29 protein-coding genes are annotated in these 24,939 nt (G+C 68.5%); all 29 read right to left on the bottom strand.

The features are described from left to right. Positions 1-124: 124 nt before the first annotated feature. Positions 125-568, bottom strand: coding sequence for a 50S ribosomal protein L15 (gene rplO, locus AB0J86_RS34960; RefSeq protein WP_363861978.1), 444 nt, complete (start codon positions 566-568; stop codon positions 125-127). Beyond that, positions 568-750 carry a 50S ribosomal protein L30 gene (rpmD, locus tag AB0J86_RS34955; RefSeq protein WP_363861977.1) on the bottom strand — a complete coding sequence of 61 codons (183 nt, stop codon included), beginning with the start codon at positions 748-750 and terminating at the stop codon, positions 568-570. Before rpmD ends, rplO begins: the two co-directional genes overlap by 1 nt. Next, positions 750-1,364 carry a 30S ribosomal protein S5 gene (gene rpsE, locus AB0J86_RS34950; protein WP_363861976.1) on the bottom strand — a complete coding sequence of 205 codons (615 nt, stop codon included), beginning with the start codon at positions 1,362-1,364 and terminating at the stop codon, positions 750-752. The genes rpmD and rpsE overlap by 1 nt, the downstream gene beginning before the upstream one ends. A gap of 30 nt (positions 1,365-1,394) precedes the next feature. Further along, positions 1,395-1,784 carry a 50S ribosomal protein L18 gene (gene rplR / locus AB0J86_RS34945; RefSeq protein ID WP_363861975.1) on the bottom strand — a complete coding sequence of 130 codons (390 nt, stop codon included), beginning with the start codon at positions 1,782-1,784 and terminating at the stop codon, positions 1,395-1,397. Continuing rightward, positions 1,781-2,323, bottom strand: a complete 543-nt coding sequence (rplF, locus tag AB0J86_RS34940; protein ID WP_363861974.1) for a 50S ribosomal protein L6 — start codon at positions 2,321-2,323, stop codon at positions 1,781-1,783. Before rplF ends, rplR begins: the two co-directional genes overlap by 4 nt. Before the next feature lie 16 nt (positions 2,324-2,339). Continuing rightward, positions 2,340-2,747: a 30S ribosomal protein S8 gene (gene rpsH / locus AB0J86_RS34935; protein WP_363861973.1), complete on the bottom strand. Its 408-nt coding sequence runs from the start codon at positions 2,745-2,747 to the stop codon at positions 2,340-2,342. Between the two features lie 105 nt (positions 2,748-2,852). After that, positions 2,853-3,038 (bottom strand): type Z 30S ribosomal protein S14, encoded by a 186-nt coding sequence (locus AB0J86_RS34930; protein ID WP_007073023.1) that lies wholly within the window; start codon positions 3,036-3,038, stop codon positions 2,853-2,855. 4 nt (positions 3,039-3,042) lie between these two features. Beyond that, the gene (gene rplE / locus AB0J86_RS34925) at positions 3,043-3,612 is read right to left on the bottom strand and encodes a 50S ribosomal protein L5 (RefSeq protein ID WP_363861972.1); all 570 of its coding nucleotides are present in this window, start codon (positions 3,610-3,612) and stop codon (positions 3,043-3,045) included. After that, the gene (gene rplX / locus AB0J86_RS34920) at positions 3,612-3,932 is read right to left on the bottom strand and encodes a 50S ribosomal protein L24 (RefSeq protein ID WP_363861971.1); all 321 of its coding nucleotides are present in this window, start codon (positions 3,930-3,932) and stop codon (positions 3,612-3,614) included. Before rplX ends, rplE begins: the two co-directional genes overlap by 1 nt. Continuing rightward, a complete protein-coding gene (gene rplN / locus AB0J86_RS34915) occupies positions 3,929-4,297 on the bottom strand; it encodes a 50S ribosomal protein L14 (protein ID WP_007073026.1) in 369 nt (122 codons plus the stop codon). Before rplN ends, rplX begins: the two co-directional genes overlap by 4 nt. A gap of 80 nt (positions 4,298-4,377) precedes the next feature. Further along, positions 4,378-4,659, bottom strand: coding sequence for a 30S ribosomal protein S17 (rpsQ, locus tag AB0J86_RS34910; protein ID WP_363861970.1), 282 nt, complete (start codon positions 4,657-4,659; stop codon positions 4,378-4,380). Beyond that, positions 4,656-4,892 (bottom strand): 50S ribosomal protein L29, encoded by a 237-nt coding sequence (gene rpmC / locus AB0J86_RS34905; RefSeq protein WP_088982056.1) that lies wholly within the window; start codon positions 4,890-4,892, stop codon positions 4,656-4,658. The genes rpsQ and rpmC overlap by 4 nt, the downstream gene beginning before the upstream one ends. Continuing rightward, a complete protein-coding gene (gene rplP / locus AB0J86_RS34900; protein WP_363861969.1) occupies positions 4,892-5,317 on the bottom strand; it encodes a 50S ribosomal protein L16 in 426 nt (141 codons plus the stop codon). The genes rpmC and rplP overlap by 1 nt, the downstream gene beginning before the upstream one ends. Before the next feature lie 3 nt (positions 5,318-5,320). Then, positions 5,321-6,190: a 30S ribosomal protein S3 gene (gene rpsC, locus AB0J86_RS34895; RefSeq protein ID WP_363861968.1), complete on the bottom strand. Its 870-nt coding sequence runs from the start codon at positions 6,188-6,190 to the stop codon at positions 5,321-5,323. Next, entirely contained in the window at positions 6,190-6,672 is a 483-nt protein-coding gene (gene rplV, locus AB0J86_RS34890) for a 50S ribosomal protein L22 (RefSeq protein WP_363861967.1), read from the bottom strand. Before rplV ends, rpsC begins: the two co-directional genes overlap by 1 nt. Positions 6,673-6,755: 83 nt before the next feature. Continuing rightward, complete coding sequence (rpsS, locus tag AB0J86_RS34885; protein ID WP_007073032.1) at positions 6,756-7,037, bottom strand: 30S ribosomal protein S19; 282 nt, start codon at positions 7,035-7,037, stop codon at positions 6,756-6,758. Between the two features lie 15 nt (positions 7,038-7,052). Further along, a complete protein-coding gene (rplB, locus tag AB0J86_RS34880) occupies positions 7,053-7,892 on the bottom strand; it encodes a 50S ribosomal protein L2 (RefSeq protein ID WP_363861966.1) in 840 nt (279 codons plus the stop codon). Positions 7,893-7,904: 12 nt separating this feature from the next. Further along, positions 7,905-8,207 (bottom strand): 50S ribosomal protein L23, encoded by a 303-nt coding sequence (rplW, locus tag AB0J86_RS34875; RefSeq protein ID WP_363861965.1) that lies wholly within the window; start codon positions 8,205-8,207, stop codon positions 7,905-7,907. Continuing rightward, complete coding sequence (gene rplD, locus AB0J86_RS34870) at positions 8,204-8,869, bottom strand: 50S ribosomal protein L4 (RefSeq protein WP_363861964.1); 666 nt, start codon at positions 8,867-8,869, stop codon at positions 8,204-8,206. The genes rplW and rplD overlap by 4 nt, the downstream gene beginning before the upstream one ends. Further along, entirely contained in the window at positions 8,866-9,531 is a 666-nt protein-coding gene (gene rplC, locus AB0J86_RS34865) for a 50S ribosomal protein L3 (protein WP_363861963.1), read from the bottom strand. The genes rplD and rplC overlap by 4 nt, the downstream gene beginning before the upstream one ends. An 11-nt stretch (positions 9,532-9,542) precedes the next feature. After that, positions 9,543-9,851, bottom strand: a complete 309-nt coding sequence (rpsJ, locus tag AB0J86_RS34860) for a 30S ribosomal protein S10 (protein ID WP_007073037.1) — start codon at positions 9,849-9,851, stop codon at positions 9,543-9,545. A gap of 332 nt (positions 9,852-10,183) precedes the next feature. After that, complete coding sequence (gene tuf, locus AB0J86_RS34855; RefSeq protein ID WP_363861962.1) at positions 10,184-11,377, bottom strand: elongation factor Tu; 1,194 nt, start codon at positions 11,375-11,377, stop codon at positions 10,184-10,186. Positions 11,378-11,583: 206 nt separating this feature from the next. Beyond that, positions 11,584-13,680: an elongation factor G gene (fusA, locus tag AB0J86_RS34850; protein WP_363861961.1), complete on the bottom strand. Its 2,097-nt coding sequence runs from the start codon at positions 13,678-13,680 to the stop codon at positions 11,584-11,586. Positions 13,681-13,780: 100 nt separating this feature from the next. Further along, entirely contained in the window at positions 13,781-14,251 is a 471-nt protein-coding gene (gene rpsG / locus AB0J86_RS34845) for a 30S ribosomal protein S7 (protein ID WP_212823082.1), read from the bottom strand. 1 nt (position 14,252) lies between these two features. Next, positions 14,253-14,627 carry a 30S ribosomal protein S12 gene (gene rpsL, locus AB0J86_RS34840; RefSeq protein ID WP_014440718.1) on the bottom strand — a complete coding sequence of 125 codons (375 nt, stop codon included), beginning with the start codon at positions 14,625-14,627 and terminating at the stop codon, positions 14,253-14,255. Between the two features lie 480 nt (positions 14,628-15,107). Further along, on the bottom strand, positions 15,108-15,653 hold the full coding sequence (locus tag AB0J86_RS34835; RefSeq protein WP_363861960.1) for a DUF4190 domain-containing protein: 546 nt from the start codon (positions 15,651-15,653) through the stop codon (positions 15,108-15,110). Positions 15,654-16,411: 758 nt separating this feature from the next. Next, positions 16,412-16,792, bottom strand: a complete 381-nt coding sequence (locus tag AB0J86_RS34830; RefSeq protein ID WP_363862004.1) for a hypothetical protein — start codon at positions 16,790-16,792, stop codon at positions 16,412-16,414. 83 nt (positions 16,793-16,875) lie between these two features. Next, positions 16,876-20,772 carry a DNA-directed RNA polymerase subunit beta' gene (locus tag AB0J86_RS34825; RefSeq protein ID WP_363861959.1) on the bottom strand — a complete coding sequence of 1,299 codons (3,897 nt, stop codon included), beginning with the start codon at positions 20,770-20,772 and terminating at the stop codon, positions 16,876-16,878. Between the two features lie 122 nt (positions 20,773-20,894). After that, a complete protein-coding gene (locus tag AB0J86_RS34820; RefSeq protein WP_363861958.1) occupies positions 20,895-24,335 on the bottom strand; it encodes a DNA-directed RNA polymerase subunit beta in 3,441 nt (1,146 codons plus the stop codon). Positions 24,336-24,939: the final 604 nt, after the last annotated feature.

Raw genomic sequence — 24,939 nt, 5'->3', positions numbered from 1 at the left:
GTGTCTGGGCAGGTGCGCCCGGGAACATACACCGGCTCCGATATTAGCGGGACCAAGGTCCCTTGGTAGACCGTGGCGCCCGTCAGTTGGGAACAACTGGACGAGCGCCACGGTACCTTGCGTGCTAGAGCTCGGTGACCGAGCCGCCGGCAGCGGTGATCTTCTCCTTGGCCGACGCGCTGAACGCGTTCGCCGACACCTGGAGCGTCACACCACCGAGGTCGCCGGTGCCGAGAATCTTGACCGGCTGACCCTTGCGGACCGCGCCCGCCTCGACCAGCTCGACCGGGCCGACCTGGCCGCCGTTGGGGAACAGTTCGGCGAGCCGGTCCAGGTTGACCACCTGGTACACGACCTTGAACTGGTTCTTGAAGCCCTTGAGCTTCGGCAGCCGCATGTGGATGGGCATCTGCCCACCCTCGAAGGCCGCGGAGATGTTCTTGCGGGCCTTCGAACCCTTGGTGCCTCGACCGGCGGTCTTGCCCTTGGAGCCCTCACCGCGACCCACACGGGTCTTGGCGGTCTTGGCACCGGGAGCCGGGCGCAGGTGATGGACCTTGATCGTCATTACTCGACCTCCTCGACCTTCACGAGGTGGTTCACCGTGAAGATCATGCCCCGAATCTCGGGGCGGTCCTCCTTGACCACCACGTCGTTGATCCGCTTGAGACCGAGCGACCGCAGGGACTCGCGCTGGTTGCGCTTGCTGCCGATCTCGGACCGGACCTGGGTGACCTTGAGACGGGCCATCAGGACGTCACCCCCGCCCGCGTCGCCAGCATGGCCGCCGGCGCCACGTCCTCGACCGGGAGACCACGACGCTTCGCGACCGCCTCGGGCGACTCCAGCCCCTTCAGGGCGGCGACGGTGGCGTGCACGATGTTGATCGGGTTCGACGAGCCGAGGCTCTTGGAGAGCACGTCGTGGATGCCCGCGCACTCCAGCACGGCACGCACCGGACCACCGGCGATGACACCGGTACCGGCGCTGGCCGGCTTGAGCAGCACGACGCCGGCGGCGTCCTCGCCCTGGACCGGGTGCGGGATCGTCGAGGCGATCCGCGGCACCTTGAAGAAGTGCTTCTTGGCCTCCTCGACGCCCTTGGCGATCGCCGCGGGCACCTCCTTGGCCTTTCCGTACCCCACGCCGACCGTGCCGTCGCCGTCGCCCACGATCACCAGAGCGGTGAAGCTGAAGCGACGACCACCCTTGACCACCTTGGCGACGCGGTTGATCGCGACGACCCGCTCGAGGTGCGGGGTCTTGTCGACGGGCGCGTTCCCGCGGCCGCCCTCGCGGCGGTTGTCGCGGCGACCACCCTCGCTGCCACCGGACCCGCCGCCACGGCGCTGTTGACCTGGCATCAGCAGCCTTCCTTCCTGTTCGTGACGGGGTTAGAAATCGAGCCCGGCTTCGCGGGCGGCGTCCGCCAGAGCGGCCAGCCGCCCAGCGTACTTGTTGCCGCCGCGATCGAACACGACCTGAGTGATGCCCGCGGCCTTGGCCCGCTCGGCGAGCAGCGTGCCGACCTTGCCGGCCAGCGCGCTCTTGTCGCCCTCGGTGCCGCGGATGGTGGCGTCCAGGGTCGAGGCGGAGACCAGGGTGTGCCCCTTGGTGTCGTCGACGATCTGGGCCACGACGTGCCGCAGCGAGCGGGTGACCACGAGGCGCGGACGCTCGGCCGTACCGCTGACCTTCCGGCGTACCCGGAAGTGCCGACGCGCCCGCCCGACGGCGCGCTGAGCGGCGACGCCGCGGCGACGCTTGAGCAGCGTGGCGCTCACTTCTTACCTGCCTTTCCAGCCTTACGGCGGATGACCTCGCCCTGGTACTTCACGCCCTTGCCCTTGTAGGGCTCCGGCGGCCGGATCTTCCGGATGTTCGCGGCGACCTCACCGACCTGCTGCTTGTCGATGCCCGAGATGTGGAACAGGGTCGGCCGCTCCACCGTGAAGGTGATGCCGGCCGGCGGCGTCACCAGGACCGGGTGCGAGAAACCGAGCGCGAACTCGAGGTCCGATCCCTTCGCGGTGACCCGGTAGCCGGTACCGGCGATCTCGAGGGTCTTGCGGTACCCCTCGGTCACGCCGACGATCATGTTCGCGACCAGCGTGCGGCTCAGGCCGTGCAGCTCCTTGGCCTTGCGCTCGTCGTTCGGCCGGTTGACGTGCAGCTGGCCGTCCTCGCCCCGCTCCGCCGTGATCGGCTCGGCCAGGGTGTGCGAGAGCTCACCCTTGGGACCCTTCACCCGGACGGTCGGCCCCTCGATCGTGACGTCAACACCGGCGGGCACCGGGATCGACTTACGTCCAATACGCGACATTTCTACCTGTCTCCCGTTACCAGACGAAGGCGAGGACTTCCCCGCCAACGCTCCGCTTGCGGGCCTGCTTGTCGGTGAGCAGCCCCTGGGACGTCGAAATGATCGCCACGCCCAGCCCACCGAGCACCCGCGGGAGCCCGTCCGACTTGGCGTACACCCGCAGACCGGGCTTGGACACGCGCTTGATGCCCGCCAGGCTCCGCTCACGGTTCTGGCCGTACTTCAGCTCGACGACCAGTCGCTTGCCGACGACGCCCTCCTCGGGCTCCTCGACCGACCAGGTGGCGATGTAGCCCTCGGACTTGAGCACCTCGGCGATGTTCGCCTTGATCTTCGAGTAGGGCATCGTCACCCGGTCGTGGTACGCCTGGTTGGCGTTACGCAGACGCGTGAGCATGTCTGCGATCGGGTCGGTCATAGTCATGGGTTGTTGTCAGCCTTTCTCACCGCGGTTCCCGGGGCGCTCGGGCCCGGGGCCTACGGCGTTGCGATCCTCGCCCCGACCGTTGGTCGGGACGCAGCTGGGCCTTTACCAGGATGCCTTGGACACGCCGGGCAGCTCACCGCGGTGGGCCATCTCCCGGATGCACACCCGGCAGAGGCCGAACTTGCGGTAGACCGCCTTCGGACGCCCGCAGCGCTGGCAGCGGGTGTACGCGCGAACCGAGAACTTCGGCTTCGCGGCAGCCTTGAGGATCAGCGCCTTCTTCGCCATTCGCTCAGTTCTCCTTGAACGGGAAGCCCAGGAGCTTCAGCAGCTCCCGACCCTCGTCGTCGGTCTTGGCGGTGGTCACCACCGTGATGTCCATGCCCCGGGTCCGATCGATCCGGTCCTGGTCGATCTCGTGGAACACCGACTGCTCGGTCAAGCCGAACGTGTAGTTGCCGTTGCCGTCGAGCTTGCGCCCGTCGAGGCCACGGAAGTCGCGGATACGCGGCAGCGCGATGGAAAGCAGCCGGTCCAGGAACTCCCACATCCGGTCGCCGCGCAGGGTCACCTTCGCGCCGATCGGCATCCCCTCGCGCAGCTTGAACTGCGCGATGGACTTGGTCGCCCGCCGGACCTGCGGCTTCTGGCCGGTGATCGTGGCCAGGTCGCGGACCGCGCCGTCGATCAGCTTCGCGTCCCGGGCCGCCTCGCCGACACCCATGTTGACGACGATCTTGACGAGACCCGGAACCTGCATCGGGTTGGCGTACTCGTACCGCTCCCGCAGTTTCGCGACGATCTCGTTGCGGTACCGCTCCTTGAGGCGCGGCGTGATCTTCGTTTCGGTAGCCGTGGTCATCACAGGTCCTTACCGGTGCTACGCGCGATCCGAACCTTCTGGCCGTTCTCGTCGATCCGGTACCCGACCCGCGTCGGGTTGCCGTCGGAGTCCAGGACCTGCACGTTCGACACGTGGATCGGGGCCTCCTGCGTGACGATGCCACCGGTCTTGGCGCCGCGCTGGGTGGTGCTGATACGGGTGTGCTTCTTGACCCGGTTCACGCCCTCGACCAGGACCTTGTCCTGCCGCGGGTAGGCCGCGATGACCTTGCCCTTGGCGCCCTTGTCCTTGCCGGCGATGACGACGACCGTGTCGCCCTTCTTGACCTTCACGGTCACAACACCTCCGGCGCGAGAGAAATGATCTTCATGAACCGCTTGTCCCGCAGCTCACGGCCGACCGGGCCGAAGATACGGGTACCGCGCGGGTCCCCACCGTCCTTGATGATGACGGCCGCGTTCTCGTCGAAACGGATGTACGACCCGTCCGGCCGCCGCTTCTCCTTGGCGGTGCGGACGACGACCGCCTTCACGACGTCGCCCTTCTTCACCCCGGCACCGGGGATCGCGTCCTTGACGGTGGCCACGATGACGTCGCCGATGCTCGCGTAGCGCCGACCGGAGCCACCGAGCACCCGGATGCACAGGATCTCCCGGGCACCCGTGTTGTCGGCGACGCGCAGTCGCGACTCCTGCTGAATCACGTCTATCTCCTATGTCTGCCAGTTCTCGGCCGGCCGCGCCGGCCGAGCTTGGCGGAACCAGAACCGCCGTACGGGGGCTCTTACTTGGCCTTCTCGAGGATCTCCACGACCCGCCACCGCTTGGTGGCGGACAGCGGGCGGGTCTCCATGAGCAGCACCCGGTCGCCGATGCCGCACGCGTTCTGCTCGTCGTGCGCCTTCAGCTTGCTGGTGCGGCGCATGACCTTGCCGTACAGCGCGTGCTTGACCCGGTCCTCGACCTCGACGACCACGGTCTTTTCCATCTTGTCGCTGACCACGAGGCCCTCACGCACCTTGCGCTGCGGGCGCGCGGCGGCGGCCGTGTTGTTCTCTTCGCTCATGATGCAGTCACCTCAGTCGGCGCGGCCGAGAGCCCCAGCTCGCGCTCACGCATGATCGTGTAGATCCGGGCGATCTCCCGACGGATGACCTGCAGCCGGCGGTTGTTGTCCAGCTGGCCGGTCGCGGCCTGCACGCGGAGGTTGAACAGCTCCGCCTTGGCCTCCCGGAGCTTCGTGACCAGCTCCTCCTCGGAGAGCTCACGCAGCTCGGCGGCCTTAACGCCCGCTGCCATCAGGATTCACCCACTTCGCGCGTCACAATGCGGCACTTCATCGGGAGCTTGTGGATCGCGCGACGCATCGCCTCTCGCGCGATCTGCTCGTTGGGGAAGGACATCTCGAAGAGGACCCGCCCCGGCTTCACGTTCGCGACCCACCACTCGGGTGAGCCCTTACCGGAACCCATCCGGGTTTCGGCCGGCTTCTTGGTCAGCGCCTGGTCCGGGAAGACCGTGATCCAGACCTTGCCACCACGCTTGATGTGACGGGTCATCGCGATACGGGCCGACTCGATCTGCCGGTTCGTCACGTACGCCGGTTCGAGCGCCTGGATTCCGAACTCGCCGAACACCACCCGGTTGCCGCCCTTGGAGGCGCCGCTCCGTTCGGGGTGGTGCGGCTTGCGGAAGCCCTTCGGGGGCTTACGCGGCATCAGCATCTGTCAGCCCTCCTGCTGCGTTTCTGCCGGGGCCGGCGCCGCGGCGACCGCGGTGCTGTCGACCGACTCACCGGTCGGGGTGTCACCGCTGCTCTGCGCGCGGTCCGCCGCGGCGGCCCGCCCGGCCTCGGTACCGCCGGCGGTCGTGCCGGAGGAGCCGGACCGACCGCGACGCGGCCGCTCGGGACGGTCGCCACGCTCCCGGCGCGGACGCGCCGGACCCGCCTCGGCCGGAGCCTCCCGGCCCGGCACGGCGTCACCCTTGTAGATCCACACCTTCACGCCGATGCGGCCGAAGGTCGTACGCGCCTCGAAGAAGCCGTACTCGATGTTGGCCCGCAGCGTGTGCAGCGGCACCCGGCCCTCGCGGTAGAACTCGGTACGGCTCATCTCGGCGCCGCCGAGCCGGCCGGAAACCTGCACCCGGATGCCCCGCACGATCGGGTTCTTCATCGCGGACTGCATCGCCTTGCGCATCGCCCGCCGGAAGCTGACCCGGCTGGAGAGCTGCTCGGCCACGCCCTGGGCGACCAGCTGCGCGTCCGACTCGGGGCTCTTCACCTCGAGGATGTTGAGCTGCACCTGCTTGCCGGTGAGCTTCTCCAGCTCGCCCCGGATCCGGTCCGCCTCCGCACCCTTCCGGCCGATGACGATGCCCGGCCGGGCGGTGTGGATGTCGACCCGTACCCGGTCCCGGGTGCGCTCGATGTCGACCTTGGAAATCCCCGCGCGCTCCAGGCCCTTGGACATCATCCGCCGGATCTTCACGTCCTCGGCGATGTAGTCCTTGTAGAGCTTGTCCGCGTACCAACGCGACTTCCAGTCGGTCGAGATGCCGAGCCGGAACCCGTGCGGGTGAACCTTCTGCCCCATTACTCGGCGCCCTCCGTCTTGCTCTCCGTCTCAGCGGCCTCGGCCTGGGGGGCCTCCGCCGCCTTCTTGGCCGGCGCCGCCTTCTTGGCCGCCGCGGCCTTGCTCGGCCGTGCCGTCGGCGCGACGGCCTCGACCGCGATCGTGATGTGGCAGGTGCGCTTGCGGATCCGGTACGCCCGGCCCTGCGCGCGCGGCTGGAACCGCTTCAGCGTCGGGCCCTCGTCGACGTACGCCTCGCTGACGAGCAGCGCGTCGGGGTCCAGCCGCTCGTTGTTCTCCGCGTTGGCGATCGCGCTGGCGAGCACCTTGTACACCTGCTCACTCGCGGCCTGCGGCGCGAACTGCAGCACCGTGAGCGCCTCTTTCGCGGGCAGACCGCGGACGAGGTTGACCACCCGGCGCGCCTTGTTCGGCGAGATGCGCACGTGCCGCGCAACCGCCCGCGCGCCCGGAAGAACCGGAGCGTCGCCCTTCACTGGCATCGCTGTAACCCCTTGATCCTTTATCGTTCGGCCAGGTCCGCCTGGTGTCTCGGCCCAGCGGACCGGACATCAGTCGGCGAACTTCAGCGCCGGCGGCTCTTCCGGTCGTCCTTCTCGTGACCCTTGAACGTACGGGTCAGCGCGAACTCGCCGAGCTTGTGCCCGACCATCGCCTCGGTGACGAACACCGGGACGTGCTTGCGCCCGTCGTGTACGGCGATCGTGTGTCCGAGCATCTCCGGGATGATCGTCGAGCGCCGCGACCAGGTCTTGATGACGTTCTTCGAGCCCTTGTCGTTCTGCGTCTCCACCTTCTTGAGCAGGTGGTCGTCGACGAACGGGCCCTTCTTCAGGCTGCGAGGCATGTCTACCTAATCTCCTTAGCCGCGCTTGCGCGTCGCGTAGCGGCGGCGGACGATCAGCCGGTCGCTCGGCTGGCCCTTACGACGGGTGCGGCCCTCGGGCTTACCCTGCGGGTTCACCGGGTGGCGACCACCGGAGGTCTTGCCCTCACCACCACCGTGCGGGTGGTCGACCGGGTTCATCGCGACACCACGGACGGTCGGGCGCTTGCCCTTCCACCGCATCCGGCCGGCCTTACCCCAGTTGATGTTCGACTGGTCGGCGTTGCCGATCTCGCCGATGGTGGCGCGGCAGCGCACGTCGACCCGCCGGATCTCGCCCGAGGGCATCCGGAGCGTCGCGTAGGCGCCCTCGCGGCCGAGCAGCTGGATGCCGACGCCGGCCGAACGGGCCAGCTTGGCACCGCCGCCCGGGCGCAGCTCCACGCCGTGGATCGTGCTACCGACCGGGATGTTCCGCAGCGGCAGGTTGTTGCCCGGCTTGATGTCGGCGCTCGGGCCCGACTCGACCGTGTCGCCCTGCTTGAGGTCCTTGGGGGCGATGATGTACCGCTTCTCGCCGTCCGCGTAGTGCAGCAGCGCGATCCGGGCGGTCCGGTTCGGGTCGTACTCGATGTGCGCGACCTTCGCCGGTACGCCGTCCTTGTCGACCCGCTTGAAGTCGATCAGACGGTACTGGCGCTTGTGCCCGCCGCCCTGGTGCCGCGCGGTGATCCGGCCGTGGGCGTTGCGCCCGCCCTTCTTCGGCAGCGGAGCCAGCAGCGACTTCTCGGGAGTCGAGCGGGTGATCTCGGCAAAGTCGGCGACGCTGGAGCCACGCCGGCCCGGCGTCGTCGGCTTGTACTTACGGATAGCCATTGTCTATACCCCTCAGCTGACCGGGCCGCCGAAGGCCTCGATGCGGTCACCGTCGGCCAGCTTCACCATCGCCCGCTTGGTGGCCTTGCGCTGGCCGAACCCGGTGCGGGTGCGCTTGCGCTTGCCCTCGCGGTTGAGCGTGTTCACCGTCAGGACGCGGACGTTGAAGATCTGCTGGATCGCGATCTTGATTTCGGTCTTGTTGGCGTCCGGGTGGACCAAGAACGTGTACCAGTTCTTGTTGAGCTCGCTGTAGCTCTTCTCCGAGACCACCGGCGCCACGATGATGTCGCGCGGATCGGGGATCGTCGTCACTTCGCAGCCTCCTCGGCGGCCTCGGTCCGGACGCGAAGGAACTCGTCGAGCGCGTCCTTGGTGAAGACCACGTCATCGGCCGTCAGCACGTCGTACGTGTTGAGCTGGCCAGCCTCGATCAGGTGCACCCGCTGCTGCTCGGTGTTGCGCAGGTTGCGCAGCGAGAGCCAGTTGAGCTCGTCGGTCGCGCTCAGCACGATCAGCACCCGCTTGGCCTCGGTGACCTTGTTCAGGGTCGCGATCGCCGCCTTGGTCGACGGCTTCTCGCCACCGACGAAGGTCTCGACCACGTGCACCTGGCCGGCGCGGGCCCGGTCGGAGAGGGCGCCACGCAGGGCGGCGGCCTTCATCTTCTTCGGGGTCCGCTGGGCGTAGTCGCGCGGGACCGGGCCGTGGACGACGCCACCGCCGGCGAACTGCGGCGCGCGGATCGAACCCTGCCGGGCCCGACCGGTGCCCTTCTGCTTGTACGGCTTCTTGCCGCCGCCGGCGACCTCGCCGCGGGTCTTGGCCTTGTGGGTGCCCTGTCGCGCGGCGGCGAGCTGGGCGACCACGACCTGGTGCATCAGCGCGATGTTCGCCTGCACGTCGAAGACGCTGTCCGGCAGCTCGACGGAGCCGCCCTTGGTGCCCTCGGCGGTCAGGATGTCAACGGTGGTCACTTGGCCGCACCGCCCTTCTTCGCCTGCGCCTTCGCCGCGGAGCGGACCAGGACCAGCGCGCCCTTGGGGCCGGGGATGGCGCCCTTGACGAGCAGCAGGTTGTTCTCGGTGTCGACGGCCTGGACGGTCAGGTTCTGCACGGTGTAGCGCACGCTGCCCATCCGACCCGCCATCCGGACGCCCTTGAAGACGCGACCCGGGGTGGCGCAGGCGCCGATCGAGCCCGGCGAGCGGTGCTTGCGCTCGACACCGTGGCTCGCGCGCAGGCCGTGGAAGCCGTGCCGCTTCATCACACCGGCGAAGCCCTTGCCCTTGGTCTTACCGGTCACGTCCACCGGAGCCCCCGGCGGGAACGCGTCGACGGTGACCTCCTGGCCGAGCTCGTACGAGTCCGCGTCGACCGTGCGCAGCTCGACGATGTGCCGCCGCGGCGCCACGCCGGACTTCGCGAAGTGACCGGCCCTCGGCTTGTTCACCTTCCGCGGGTCGATCGCGCCGTACGCCAACTGGACCGCCGAGTAGCCGTCCTTGTCGGCCGTACGGACCTGAGTCACGACGCACGGGCCGGCCTGCACCACGGTCACGGGGACAACGCGGTTGTTGTCCCAGACCTGGGTCATGCCGAGCTTGGCGCCCAGGATGCCCTTTACTTGCCTGTCCATTAGTCCGGTCCCTACAGCTTGATCTCGATGTCGACGCCAGCCGGCAGGTCGAGGCGCATGAGCGAGTCGACCGTCTTGGGGGTCGGGTCGATGATGTCGATCAGACGCTTGTGCGTGCGCATCTCGAAGTGCTCGCGCGAGTCCTTGTACTTGTGCGGCGAACGGATCACGCAGAAACGGTTGATCTCCGTGGGCAGCGGCACCGGGCCCGCGACCTGCGCCCCGGTGCGCGTCACCGTCTCGACGATCTTCCGCGCCGAGGAGTCGACGACCTCGTGGTCATAGGCCTTGAGCCGGATGCGGATCTTCTGTCCCGCCATGGTGGCTTCTGTTCCTTCTCTCGATGCCGCTGTCTTGCGGGGCCCTGCCCCACTCCGCCGACCCCCGCGGTCGGGCGTGTCGCGCCCGGTGGCCAGACTCCGCCCCGAATAGTCCGAGGGACTCTGGCCGCGCGGGAAGTCGAGGCGCCGGTCGTGCCTGGCACTGCCCCGACGCCGTGCGAGGGTGGTTGACCACGAGGGGCCAACCACCCTACGCGCGACTGTTCTCCGATCCGATACCCGGTGGCCGGGCACAGACCAGCGAATGGTCGGTACGCAACCTGACTAGTATGCCGTATCGCTGAACGGCATGCTAATCGGGGTTACCCAAATTACTTGACGATCTTCGTGACGAAGCCCGCGCCGACGGTCCGGCCGCCCTCGCGGATCGCGAACTTGAGGTTCTCCTCCATCGCGATCGGCTGGATCAGCTTGACGCTCATGGTGGTGTTGTCACCCGGCATGACCATCTCGGTGCCCTCGGGCAGCGTGACGACGCCCGTAACGTCCGTGGTCCGGAAGTAGAACTGCGGACGGTAGTTCTGGAAGAACGGGGTGTGCCGGCCGCCCTCCTCCTTGGAGAGGATGTAGACCGTCGCCTCGAACTCCGTGTGCGGGGTGGTGGTACCCGGCTTGATGACCACCATGCCGCGCTCGACGTCCTCGCGCTTGATACCCCGCAGCAGCAGACCGACGTTCTCGCCCGCGCGGGCCTCGTCGAGCAGCTTGCGGAACATCTCGATGCCGGTGACGACCGTCTTCTGCGACTTCTCGCGGATACCGACGATCTCCACCTCCTCGTTCGGCTTGAGCACGCCGCGCTCCGCGCGACCGGTGACGACCGTGCCACGACCGGTGATCGTGAAGACGTCCTCGATCGGCATCAGGAACGGCTTCTCGGTCTCCCGCTCCGGCTGCGGAATCGCGGTGTCGACCGCGTTCATCAGCTCCATGAGCTTTTCGGTCCACTCTTCGTCGCCCTCGAGCGCCTTGAGCGCCGAGACCCGCACGACCGGCAGGTCGTCACCCGGGTACTCCTGCGTCGACAGCAGCTCGCGGACCTCGAGCTCGACCAGCTCGAGCAGCTCCTCGTCGTCCACCATGTCGCTCTTGTTGAGCGCGACCACGATGTACGGCACGCCGACCTGGCGGGCCAGCAGCACGTGCTCGCGGGTCTGCGGCATGGGGCCGTCGGTCGCCGCCACCACCAGGATCGCGCCGTCCATCTGCGCGGCACCGGTGATCATGTTCTTGATGTAGTCGGCGTGACCGGGGCAGTCGACGTGCGCGTAGTGCCGCGCCTCGGTCTGGTACTCGACGTGCGCGATCGAGATCGTGATACCGCGGGCCTTCTCCTCCGGCGCCTTGTCGATCTCGTCGAACGGCGTGTACGGGTTGACGTCCGGGTACTTGTCGTGCAGGACCTTCGTGATGGCCGCCGTCAGCGTCGTCTTACCGTGGTCGATGTGACCAATGGTGCCGATGTTGACGTGCGGCTTAGTCCGCTCGAACTTCGCCTTCGCCACTGGTGTCCTCCTGTGGACTTCTTGGTTCGTACGCCCGGCGCGCCATCTGGCGCTTAGGACTCTGTCGACAGCCTCCCCGGCCCCTGAGAACCGGGGAGCAAGGCCACCCGGCCGGCCGTTTCCGGCCGGGTAGCCGTTGGGTCTTGCGGTGGTGAAACCTTCAGGCCCGGTCTCGCGCAGCTCGGCCCGTCAAGGCCGCGAGCGAACTACTCGCCCGTTGCCTTCGCGATGATCTCCTTCGCCACGTTGGCCGGAACCTCGGCGTAGGAGTCGAACTGCATGCTGTAGCTAGCCCGGCCCTGGGTCTTCGACCGCAGATCGCCGACATAGCCGAACATCTCCGACAGCGGCACCAGGGCGCGGACGACGCGGGCACCGCCGCGCTCCTCCATCGCCTGGATGATGCCACGGCGGGAGTTGAGGTCGCCGATCACGTCGCCCATGCTCTCCTCGGGCGTCGTTACCTCGACGGACATCATCGGCTCGAGGAGCGCCGGGTCGGCCTTGCGGGCCGCCTCCTTGAGCACCATCGAGCCGGCGATCTTGAACGCCATCTCGGACGAGTCGACCTCGTGGTACTGACCGTCGAGCAGCGTCAGCTTCAGCCCGACCAGCGGGTAGCCGGCCAGGATGCCGTACTGCATGGCGTCCTGCGCACCGGCGTCCACCGACGGGATGAACTCCTTCGGGATGCGGCCACCGGTCACGGCGTTCGCGAACTCGTAGGTCGGCGACTCGTTGTCGAGCGGCAGCGGCTCGACGCTGACGATGACCCGCGCGTACTGGCCCGAACCACCGGTCTGCTTCTTGTGCGTGTACTCGACCTTCTCCACCTTGCGGCGGATGGTCTCGCGGTACGCCACCTGCGGCTTGCCGATGTTGGCCTCGACGTTGAACTCGCGCCGCATCCGGTCCACCAGGATGTCCAGGTGCAGCTCGCCCATGCCGGCGATGACCGTCTGCCCGGTCTCCTCGTCGTTCTTGACGCGGAAGGTCGGGTCCTCCTCCGCCAGCCGCTGGATCGCGGTGCCCAGCTTCTCCTGGTCGGACTTGGTCTTCGGCTCGATCGCCACCTCGATGACCGGCTCCGGGAAGGTCATCGACTCCAGGATGACCGGGTTGGCCGGGTCACAGAGGGTGTCGCCGGTGGTGGTCTGCTTCAGACCCTGCACGGCGATGATGTCGCCAGCCTGGGCGGAGCTGCGCTCCTCCCGCTTGTTGGCGTGCATCTGGTAGATCTTGCCGATCCGCTCCTTGCGGTCCTTGGTGGAGTTGATCACCTGCGAACCGGACTCGAGCTTGCCGGAGTAGACCCGGACGTAGGTCAGCTTGCCCAGGTGCTTGTCCGTCTGGATCTTGAAGGCCAGACCCGAGAAGGGCTCGGTCACGGAGGGCTTGCGCTGCATCGGGGTTTCGCCGTCGAGCGCGGTGCCCTCGATCGCCGGGATGTCCAGCGGCGAGGGCAGGTACGCGACGACCGCGTCCAGCATCGGCTGGATGCCCTTGTTCTTGAACGCGGTACCGCAGAGCACCGGGTTGGCGTTGCCGGCGATCGTGGCGCGCCGGATGGCCGCCCTGATCTCGTCCGCGGAGAGCTCCTCACCCTCGAGGTACTTCTCCATCACCGCGTCGTCGACGTCGGCCAGCGTCTCCAGCAGCTTCTCGCGCCACTCCGCGGCCGAGTCGGCGAGGTCGGCCGGGATCTCCTCGACCGCGTAGTCCTCGCCCTTCTGGGTCTCGCCGCGCCAGGTCAGCGCCCGCATCTCGATCAGGTCGACGACGCCGATGAAGTCGGCCTCGGCGCCGATCGGGACCTGCAGCACCAGCGGCGTGGCGTTGAGCCGGTCGACCATCATCTGCACGCAGCGGAAGAAGTCGGCACCGGTCCGGTCCAGCTTGTTGACGAAGCACATCCGCGGGACGTTGTACTTGTCCGCCTGCCGCCAGACGTTCTCCGTCTGCGGCTCCACACCGGCGACACCGTCGTAGACGGCGACCGCGCCGTCGAGCACACGCAGCGACCGCTCGACCTCGACCGTGAAGTCGACGTGGCCGGGCGTGTCGATGATCTGGATCGTGTGGCCCTTCCACTCACACTTGGTGGCGGCGGAGGTGATGGTGATACCCCGCTCCTGCTCCTGCTCCATCCAGTCCATGACGGCAGCGCCCTCGTGGACCTCACCGATCTTGTACGTGATACCGGTGTAGAACAGGATCCGCTCAGTGGTCGTGGTCTTACCGGCATCGATGTGCGCCATGATGCCGATGTTGCGTACCTTGGCGAGCGCTTCTGCGGCGGCCACGTCAATCCCTACTCTTCGTCATCGTCGTCGTCTCGGACCTGCGACCACGCTTCCGGTCTCCGCCCGGTGGGTACCGGACTCGGGCCGAAGACGTGGCTCGTTACCAGCGGTAGTGCGCGAAGGCCTTGTTGGACTCGGCCATCTTGTGGGTGTCCTCGCGCCGCTTGACGGCGGCACCGAGGCCGTTGCTCGCGTCGAGCAGCTCGTTCATCAGGCGCTCGACCATGGTCTTCTCGCGGCGCGCCTTGGAGTACGTCACCAGCCAGCGCAGCCCGAGCGTGGTGGCCCGGGCCGGACGCACCTCGACCGGCACCTGGTAGGTCGCGCCACCGACGCGGCGGCTGCGGACCTCGAGGGTCGGCTTCACGTTGTCCATCGCCCGCTTGAGCGTGACTACCGGGTCGGTGCCCGACTTCTCGCGGCAGCCCTCGAGCGCGCCGTACACGATGCGCTCGGCGAGCTGACGCTTGCCACGCAGCAGGATCTTGTTCACGAGCTGGGTGACCAGCGGCGAGTTGTACACCGGGTCAGCGACCAGCGGTCGCCGCGGAGCGGGTCCCTTACGCGGCATGTCAGCTCTTCTCCTTCTTCGCGCCGTAACGGCTGCGCGCCTGCTTGCGGTTGCGGACACCCTGGGTGTCGAGCGAACCGCGAACGATCTTGTAACGCACGCCGGGGAGGTCCTTCACCCGGCCGCCGCGGACGAGCACGATGGAGTGCTCCTGCAGGTTGTGACCGACGCCCGGGATGTACGCGGTGACCTCGATCTGGCTGCTGAGCTTGACACGAGCGACCTTGCGCAGCGCCGAGTTCGGCTTCTTCGGGGTGGTGGTGTAAACGCGCGTGCATACACCGCGCCGCTGAGGGCTGCCCTTCAGCGCCGGCGTCTTGGTCTTACTCGTCTTGGCCTGGCGGCCCTTGCGGACCAACTGCTGGATCGTGGGCACCGGGTTTCTCCGCTCCCTTCGGCCACTCCTCGCGGCCGCGTCGCTCGTCATAGCCGCTCTCGCGAGCGACTCTCCTACATTCCGACCGGACCTTCGGCTGGAGGCCCGGCACCCGCGGTCGGGCGTGTCGCCCGGTTCACGGTCCCGGCGCGTCGCTCACGCGCGCACCGGATCTGTTCACACGCGCTCTCGCGCGCTCGATCTTCGGCTTTTTCGTGCCGCAACCGATCACGAGACGCTACTCGGGCGCACACACGAGTTGCCCGGGCACGCCCGGGCTCAGGGGAAAGAGTACCCACCGTGAGCGTGCAGGTCAAAACGGGGGCTTCGGAAGACTGCACCAAATCCCTCGGCGGGCCGCGCCGCAGTCCCCTTGTCCGGGCCGTCCCGCCGTTCCGTCCGCAATGAGTGACTCCGACTGTCAAGTGTACCGGCTCCGGTCGGCAGCGACCCGCGGGGCCCACCTGCCCGTCCAGCGGCTCAGTCGAGGTGCAGCAGCAGGCTGATCGCGAACGCCAACACCGTCGCCACCAGGCCGGCGCCGCCACAGGCCAGGCCGGCGATGGCCAGCCCACGGCCGGTGAACCGGATCGCCGGGGGCGGTCCGACCCGGCGGATCTGGCGCAGCCCGAGCAGCCCCAGCACGATCGCGGCGGCGCTGGCGAGGCCGCCCAACACCGCGAACGCGCCCGCCACCCAGCCGGCCGACGGGCCGGCCACCCCGAAGCAGGCGACCAGCACCGCGACCAGGATCGAGGCGATGCCCACCACCAGCGACCCGATCGCCAAGCCGGACGTGACGGGGGGCACATCCAGGTGCACCAGGGCGAAGTGCGTACCGGGGACCGCCTCGACCCGCCGGGGCGCCTGCCGCGAGTCCCGCGGTGGCGGCGGCGGTACCGCGGCGGGCAGCCCGCCGCCGGGGGGCATCCCGCTTGCGGGCGACGCCCCGGGCAGCGGCGAGGCGCCCGGTACCGGGTATCCCGACGGCTGCGCGACCGGCGCGTACGGGGCTGCCGGCCGCATCGCGCCGGCGGTCCACGGCCCCGGCGGGTACGCCCCGGGCGATCCGACCGGCCAGGGCGCGGCCGGATACCCCACCGGCGGGTACGCCCCGGGCGGGAATGTCCCGGGCGGATACGGCGCCATCGGCGGGGATGGAGCGGCTGGCGGCGCCGGTACCGCGGTCGGGGGTGGTGCGGCGGGGTCGGCGGGCGCTGGCGCTGGCAGCCCGGAGGCGGGCTCGGCGTCCTCCGGGGTCGAATCACCCGGCAGGCTGTAGGACGGGGAGTGGTACTGCACCTCGTGCCCCGGGGGCTGCTCCGGCCGTCGCCAGGCCGCGTCGTCCGGCGGCGATGGCTGCCCCTCTTGCGTCACCGATGGTCCCCCTCCGACAGCCGGATCGCGCCGCACCCGGCGCCGCCGGCGAACCAGTACGAGCAGTTCGGGCCGGTACGAAACAGTGCCGCGCCGGGACTCGGGCCGGGCGTCCGGGACGTCCCGGCGGGGCCGGGTCCGGCGACGAACCCAGCATGAGGCTACCCGCGCCGCGCTCGCCCCAGCGCCCGACCAACCTCCGGCCAGGACGCCCGACCAGGCCCCGCCCGGCACACCCGGCCGGCCCTCGCCCGGCACACCCGACCAACCTCGGACCAAACCGCCCGACACGCTCTCGGTTGCCACGCCCTCGACCGCACGCCCCATCGACCCCAACCGGCGAGGATGCCCCGGAGGCCACCGGCGTGGACGATGCCCGGACGCCGCCGCCGGTTCCGGACGGGGCGTCAGTCGACGTTCGGGGCGAAGTCGTGGCCGCCCGGGTCGGCCGCGACGTGCAGCACTCCGACGATCACCGCGGCGACCAGCGCGGCCGTCACGAGCACGAGCCCCGTCCAGGCGAGCCGCTCCCCCCGGCGCAGCCAGACGGCCCCGGTCAGGTAACCCGCCGAGGCGTACGCCTCCCGCCGGGCCTGCTTCGCCAGCAGCAGCGCCATGGTCGCCGGGACGATCCCCCCGACGAAGAGACCGGTGAGCGCGGCCACCAACCCCAGCGCGAAGACCGTACGGGCCTTGGTCGAACGGACCGGATCCGGGTCGAGCGGGTGCCGCGGGGCCGGACCGGGTACCGCCACCGGCATCGCGCGGCCGGGCTCGGCCACCGGCATCATCTCCACCTCGTCAGCCTACAAAGACGCGGGCGCCCCGCGCGCCGTCGGTGACGGCGGGCGGGGCGCCCGGTGCGGTTACCTCAGCGGTACGACCCGAAGTCGAAGTCGTCCAGCGGCACCGCCTGGCCGCTCGCCGGCCCGAAGCCGTAATCGGTCTCCGGGTAGCCGGTCATCGAGTAGACCTTGGCCTTCGCCTCCTCGGTCGGCTCCACCCGGACGTTGCGGTACCGGCTGATACCGGTACCGGCCGGGATGAGCTTACCGATGATGACGTTCTCCTTGAGCCCGATCAGCGAGTCGCTGCGGGCGTGGATCGCCGCGTCCGTGAGCACCCGGGTGGTCTCCTGGAAGGAGGCCGCCGAGAGCCACGAGTCGGTGGCCAGCGACGCCTTGGTGATACCCATCAGCTGCGGACGACCCGCCGCGGGCTCACCGCCCTCGGCGACGAGCCGGCGGTTCTCCGACTCGAAGAGCGCCCGGTCGACCAGCACACCCGGCAGGAACTCGGTCGAGCCGGAGTCGATCACCGTGACCCGCTTGAGCATCTGGCGGATGATGATCTCGATGTGCTTGTCGTGGATGAGCACACCCTGCGACCGGTAGACCTCCTGGACCTCCTGGGTCAGGTGGACCTGGACCGCCCGCGGGCCGAGGATCCGGAGCAGCTCGTGCGGGTCGATGGTGCCCTCGGTGAGCTTCTCGCCGACCTCGACGTGCGCACCGTCCTGGACACCCGGCCGCAGCCGGACCCGCTTCGAGATCTTGTCGTAGACGATCTCGTCGCTGCCGTCGTCCGGCACCACGATGATCTTCCGCGACCGCTCGCCGTCCTCGATCCGGATGCGCCCGGGGGTGTCGGCGATGGGCGCCTTGCCCTTGGGCACCCGGGCCTCGAAGATCTCCGTGACACGCGGCAGACCCTGCGTGATGTCCTCACCGGCGACACCACCGGTGTGGAACGTACGCATGGTCAGCTGGGTACCGGGCTCACCGATCGACTGGGCGGCGATGATGCCGACCGCCTCGCCGACGTCCACGGTCTTGCCCGTCGGCAGCGAGCGCCCGTAGCAGGCACCGCAGACGCCGAGCTTCGACTCGCAGGTGAGCACGCTGCGCACGCGGACCGTCTCGACCCCGGCGGCGACGAGCTTGTCGATCAGTACGGAGTTGAGGTCCGCACCCCGCTCGATCACCAGGTTGCCGTTGGCGTCCTTGACGTCGTCGGCCAGGGTACGGGCGTGCACGCTGGTCTCGGCGTGCTCGTGCACCACGACCCGGCCGTCGTCGAGCCGCTGGCCGACCTGCATCTGGATGGCGCGGTCGGTACCGCAGTCCTCCTCGCGGATGATCACGTCCTGCGAGACGTCCACCAGACGACGGGTCAGGTAACCCGAGTCGGCGGTACGCAGGGCGGTGTCCGCGAGACCCTTACGGGCACCGTGCGTGGAGATGAAGTACTCCAGCACGGAGAGACCCTCCCGGTAGCTGGCCTTGATCGGCCGCGGGATGATCTCGCCCTTCGGGTTGGCCACCAGACCACGGATCGCCGCGATCTGCCGGAGCTGGAGCAGGTTACCGCGGGCACCCGAGTTGATCATCTTCCACAGCGGGTTCTCCTGCGGCAGCGCGGTCTCCATCTCCTTGGCGATCTCGTTGGTCGCCTTGGTCCAGATCTCGATGAGCTCGCCGCGACGCTCCTCGGCGGTCATCAGACCACGCTGGTACTGCTTGTCGATCCGGTCGGCTTCCTTCTCGTACCGCTCCAGGATGTCCGGCTTGCGCGGCGGCGCGATGACGTCCTGCATGCCGATCGTCACGCCGGACCAGGTGGCCCAGTGGAACCCGGCCTCCTTGAGCCCGTCGAGGGTCGCGGCCAGCGCCACCTTCGGGAAGCGCTCGGCGAGGTCGTTCACGATCGCCGAGAGCTGGCCCTTGCGGATCTCGTAGTTCACGAAGCGGTAGCCCTGCGGCAGCGTCTCGTTGAACAGGACCCGGCCGAGCGTGGTCTCGACGGTCAGCGGCTCGCCCGGCGTCCAGTCCTCCGGCGCGGTCCACGGCTCGGCACCGACGCCGTTGTCCACGCCGATGACGCCCCGAAGACGGATCTTCACGGGGGTCTGCAGGTGCAGCTCACCGTTGTCGAACGCCATCCGCGCCTCGGCGTCCGAGCTGAACGCCCGCCCCTCGCCGACCTCACCGGGGGTGAGGTGGGTCAGGTGGTAGAGGCCGATGACCATGTCCTGGGTGGGCATGGTGACCGGCTTGCCGTCGGCCGGCTTGAGGATGTTGTTCGACGACAGCATCAGGATCCGCGCCTCGGCCTGGGCCTCGGCGGAGAGCGGTACGTGCACCGCCATCTGGTCACCGTCGAAGTCGGCGTTGAACGCGGTGCAGACCAGCGGGTGGATCTGGATCGCCTTGCCCTCGACCAGCTGCGGCTCGAAGGCCTGGATACCCAGCCGGTGCAGGGTCGGCGCCCGGTTCAGCAGTACCGGGTGCTCGCCGATGACCTCTTCCAGCACGTCCCACACGACCGGCCGCTGCCGCTCGACCATCCGCTTCGCGGACTTGATGTTCTGCGCGTGGTTCAGGTCGACCAGGCGCTTCATCACGAACGGCTTGAACAGCTCCAGCGCCATCTGCTTGGGCAGGCCGCACTGGTGCAGCTTGAGCTGCGGGCCGACCACGATGACCGAACGGCCCGAGTAGTCGACGCGCTTGCCCAGCAGGTTCTGCCGGAACCGGCCCTGCTTGCCCTTGAGCATGTCGGAGAGCGACTTGAGCGGGCGGTTACCCGGACCGGTGACCGGCCGGCCGCGGCGGCCGTTGTCGAACAGCGCGTCGACGGCCTCCTGCAGCATCCGCTTCTCGTTGTTGACGATGATCTCGGGCGCGCCCAGGTCGATCAGGCGCTTGAGCCGGTTGTTCCGGTTGATCACGCGGCGGTACAGGTCGTTCAGGTCGGACGTGGCGAAGCGGCCACCGTCGAGCTGCACCATCGGGCGCAGGTCCGGCGGGATGACCGGTACGCAGTCCAGCACCATGCCGAGCGGCGAGTTGCGGGTGTTCAGGAACGCCGCGACGACCTTGAGTCGCTTGAGCGCCCGGATTTTCCGCTGGCCCTTGCCGGTACGGATGACCTCGCGCAGGTTCTCGGCCTCGGCGTCGAGGTCCATGTTCTGGACCAGCGCCTTGATCGCCTCCGCGCCCATGCCGCCGGTGAAGTACTCCCCGAACCGGTCGCGCAGCTCCCGGTAGAGCAGCTCGTCGGTGACCAGCTGCTTCGGCTCCAGCTTGCGGAAGGTGTCGAGCACCTCGTCGAGCCGGTCGATCTCGCGCTGCGCCCGGTCGCGGATCTGGCGCATCTCGCGCTCGCCGCCCTCTTTGACCTTGCGCCGCACGTCCGCCTTGGCGCCCTCCGCCTCGAGCTCGGCGAGGTCGGCCTCCAGCTTGGCGGCCCGCTTCTCGATCTCCGAGTCGCGGCTGTTCTCCGCCTGACGCTTCTCGGCCAGGATCTCGTTCTCGATGGTGGAGAGGTCGCGGTGCCGTGCCTCGGTGTCGACGCCGGTCACCACGTACGAGGCGAAGTAGATGATCTTTTCGAGGTCCTTGGGGGCCAGGTCGAGCAGGTAGCCCAGCCGGCTCGGGACGCCCTTGAAGTACCAGATGTGCGTGACGGACGCGGCCAGCTCGATGTGGCCCATCCGCTCACGGCGCACCTTGGAGCGGGTCACCTCGACGCCGCAGCGCTCGCAGATGATGCCCTTGAAGCGGACCCGCTTGTACTTACCGCAGTAGCACTCCCAGTCCCGCTGCGGACCGAAGATCTTCTCGCAGAAGAGCCCGTCCTTCTCCGGCTTCAGGGTGCGGTAGTTGATCGTCTCGGGCTTCTTGACCTCGCCGTGCGACCACTGACGGATGTCGTCGGCGGTGGCAAGGCCAATGCGCAGCTCGTCGAAGAAATTGACGTCGAGCACGTTATATGTCCCTCGTGTCGTGTCGTACTTGCTGGCTCGTGGGCTGGGTCGGGGGCCCGGTCACCCGGAGCGGGACGAAACCTCGCCGTCCCGCCGGGTCGATCCGGCCCCCGACCGCAACCTCAGATCTCCTCGACGCTGCTCACGCCTTCACCAGGACGCCGGGACAGGTCGATGCCGAGCTCTTCCGCGGCCCGGAACACCTCGTCGTCGGTCTCGCGCATCTCGAGGGCCACACCGTCGCTGGAGAGCACCTCGACGTTGAGGCACAGCGACTGCAGCTCCTTGAGCAGCACCTTGAACGACTCCGGAATGCCCGGTTCCGGGATGTTCTCGCCCTTGACGATCGCCTCGTAGACCTTGACCCGGCCCAGGACGTCGTCGGACTTGATCGTCAGCAGCTCCTGCAGGGCGTACGCGGCGCCGTACGCCTGCATCGCCCAGCACTCCATCTCGCCGAACCGCTGGCCACCGAACTGCGCCTTACCACCCAGCGGCTGCTGGGTGATCATCGAGTACGGGCCGGTCGACCGAGCGTGGATCTTGTCGTCGACCAGATGGTTCAGCTTGAGGATGTAGATGTAGCCAACCGCGATCGGGTCGGGCAGCGGCTCGCCGGAGCGACCGTCGAACAGCTGCGCCTTGCCGCTCGCGCCGATCAGCTGCTTGCCGTCCCGGTTGGGCAGGGTCGACGAGAGCAGACCGGAGATCTCCTCCTCCTTGGCGCCGTCGAAGACCGGCGTCGCCACGTTGGTGTCGGGCTCCGACTCGTCGGCCGAGATCGAGCGCAGCGCGCGCTTCCACTCGGCGTCGTCCCCGTCGACCTTCCAACCGGTCTTGGCCACCCACCCGAGGTGGGTCTCCAGTACCTGACCGATGTTCATCCGGCTCGGCACACCCAGCGGGTTGAGCACGATGTCGACCGGCGTGCCGTCCTCCAGGAACGGCATGTCCTCGACCGGAAGGATCTTGGAGATGACACCCTTGTTACCGTGCCGGCCGGCGAGCTTGTCGCCGTCCTGGATCTTCCGCTTCTGGGCGACGTAGACCCGGACCAGCTCGTTCACCCCCGGCGGCAGCTCGTCGCCGTCCTCCCGGGAGAAGGTCCGTACGCCGATGACCGTGCCGGTCTCGCCGTGCGGCACCTTCAGCGAGGTGTCCCGGACCTCGCGCGCCTTCTCACCGAAGATCGCGCGGAGCAGCCGCTCCTCGGGCGTCAGCTCGGTCTCACCCTTGGGCGTGACCTTGCCGACCAGGATGTCGCCGGTGACGACCTCCGCACCGATCCGGATGATCCCGCGCTCGTCGAGGTCGGCGAGCATCTCCTCGCTGACGTTCGGGATGTCGCGGGTGATCTCCTCCGGACCCAGCTTGGTGTCCCGGGCGTCGACCTCGTGCTCCTCGATGTGGATCGAGGTGAGCGCGTCCTGCTGCACGAGGCGCTGCGACAGGATGATCGCGTCCTCGTAGTTGTGCCCCTCCCAGGGCATGAACGCCACGAGCAGGTTGCGCCCGAGCGCCATCTCGCCCTCGTCGGTGCAGGGCCCGTCGGCGATGACCTGGCCGGCCTCGACCCGGTCACCCTCGAAGACGATCGGCTTCTGGTTGACGCAGGAGCCGGCGTTCGAGCGACGGAACTTGTGCAGCAGGTAGGTACGACGGTGGCCGTCGTCCTGGTGCACCGTCACGTAGTCGGCGCACAGGTCCTCGACCACGCCGCCGACCTCGGCGACGACCACGTCACCGGCGTCGACCGCGGCCCGGTACTCCATGCCCGTACCGACCAGCGGCGCCTCGGCCTTGACCAGCGGCACCGCCTGGCGCTGCATGTTCGCGCCCATCAGCGCCCGGTTGGCGTCGTCGTGCTCCAGGAACGGGATCATGGCGGTCGCGACCGACACCATCTGGCGCGGCGAGACGTCCATGTAGTCGACCGCCGCCGGTGCGACGAAGTCGACCTCACCGCCCTTCCGGCGGACCAGCACCCGGTCCTCGGCGAAGCTGCCGTCGCTGGAGAGCGGGGCGTTGGCCTGCGCCTTGACGAACCGGTCCTCCTCGTCCGCGGTCAGGTAGTCGATCTGGTCGGTGACCCGACCATCGATGACCTTGAGGTACGGCGTCTCGATGAAGCCGAACGGGTTGACCCGGCCGAAGGTCGACAGGGCACCGATCAGGCCGATGTTCGGGCCTTCCGGCGTCTCGATCGGGCACATCCGGCCGTAGTGGGACGGGTGCACGTCACGGACCTCGAAGCCGGCCCGCTCGCGGGACAGACCGCCCGGGCCGAGCGCGCTCAGCCGGCGCCGGTGGGTCAGGCCCGCCAGCGGGTTGGTCTGGTCCATGAACTGGGACAGCTGCGACGTACCGAAGAACTCCTTGATCGCCGCCACCACCGGGCGGATGTTGATCAGGGTCTGCGGCGTGATCGCCTCGACGTCCTGGGTCGTCATCCGCTCCCGGACGACGCGCTCCATCCGGGAGAGGCCCACCCGGACCTGGTTCTGGATGAGCTCGCCCACGGTACGCAGGCGACGGTTGCCGAAGTGGTCGATGTCGTCGGCCTCGTAGCCCTCCTCACCGGCGTGCAGCCGGCAGAGGTACTCGACGGTGGCGACGATGTCGTCCTCGGTGAGCGTGCCGGTGGTGATCGGCACCTCGAGCCCGAGCTTCTTGTTGAACTTGTACCGACCGACCTTGGCTACGTCGTACCGCTTCGGGTTGAAGAAGAGGTTGTCGAGCAGCGTCTGGGCGTTCTCCCGCGTCGGCGGCTCACCCGGCCGCAGCTTGCGGTAGATGTCCAACAGCGCCTCGTCCGCCCCGGCGATGTGGTCCTTCTCCAGGGTGGTCATCATCAGCTCGGACCAACCGAACCGTTCGCGGATCTGTTCGCTGGTCCAGCCGATCGCCTTGAGCAGGACCGTGACGGCCTGCCGGCGCTTGCGGTCGATACGGACACCCACGGTGTCGCGCTTGTCGATGTCGAACTCCAGCCAGGCACCCCGGCTCGGGATGACCTTGACGCTGGAGAGGTCGCGGTCGGAGGTCTTGTCCGGCTGCTTGTCGAAGTACACGCCCGGGGACCGGACGAGCTGGCTGACCACGACGCGCTCGGTGCCGTTGATGATGAAGGTGCCCTTCGGCGTCATCATCGGGAAGTCACCCATGAACACCGTCTGGCTCTTGATCTCGCCAGTGGTGTTGTTGGTGAACTCCGCCGTCACGAACAGCGGGGCGCAGTAGGTCAGGTCCTTCTCCTTGCACTCCTCGATCGAGGCCTTGACCTCGTCGAAGCGCGGGGAGGAGAACGACAGGGACATGGTGCCGGAGAAGTCCTCAATGGGACTGATCTCGTCGAGAATTTCCGCGAGACCCGAGCGAGCGTGCGGGTCGTCGGCCGACCGGCCCTGCCAAGCCTCGTTGCCAACCAGCCAGTCGAAGGACTCGTTCTGGATGGCCAGGAGGTTGGGGACCTCGAGGTGTTCGGTGATCCGGCCGAATGAGATTCGGCGAGGAGCGAAAGCGCTCGACGTACGACTGGTCTTCGCAGGGCGGGAAGCTGCCAAGATGCGTCCTTCCGAGGACCGGTGCTGCAGAACGGCTGTTACGCGTGCACTCCAATGACCCCACTCCAAATATCCAGAATCGGACATTCCGAGCAGGGGTCAAGTCGGAAGGCAGCGCAAACTAGCAGTGTAGCCGAACGGCTAACCGCTGTCCAGCCCACCCTGCAGGATGTCGCGGAGCGTGCCTCCGGCACCTTGATCGGTGCCGCCGGGCCGCTCAGAACGCGGCAAATCCCGCCGAGCCGCCGGGCGCTCGACCGCGGCGGTGGAGCATGCCGCTGTCGTTACCCGAACGATGGCCGTCGCAAGCGCGGAAGGTCTTGCTGATGTCAGCGTGCCTGCCGCTGCGGGCCGCGTCAAGGGCTGTCACGCGGGTCGACTTCCTCATTACCCGACAGTCAGGCGATCCGCCCAGGCCAGAGCCATGACCCGCCGGGATCAACTCGCTGATCACCGGGCGCGCCGCGACCGGCCGAACGCGAAGCGGGCGGCGATCCGTTCCCGGATCGCCGCCCCCCCGCGGCGCCCCCGGGGCGGCGGCGCCCCCCAGGCGACCCGCCCCCACCGCTACCCCCCCCGGGCCCGCCCCGCAGAATAGTCAACT

This window comes from Micromonospora sp. NPDC049559, assembly GCF_040676675.1.
Lineage (GTDB): Bacteria > Actinomycetota > Actinomycetes > Mycobacteriales > Micromonosporaceae > JBFAPK01.
The sequence above is the reverse complement of the archived record's forward strand: the minus strand, read 5'-3'. Positions and strand labels throughout refer to the sequence as shown.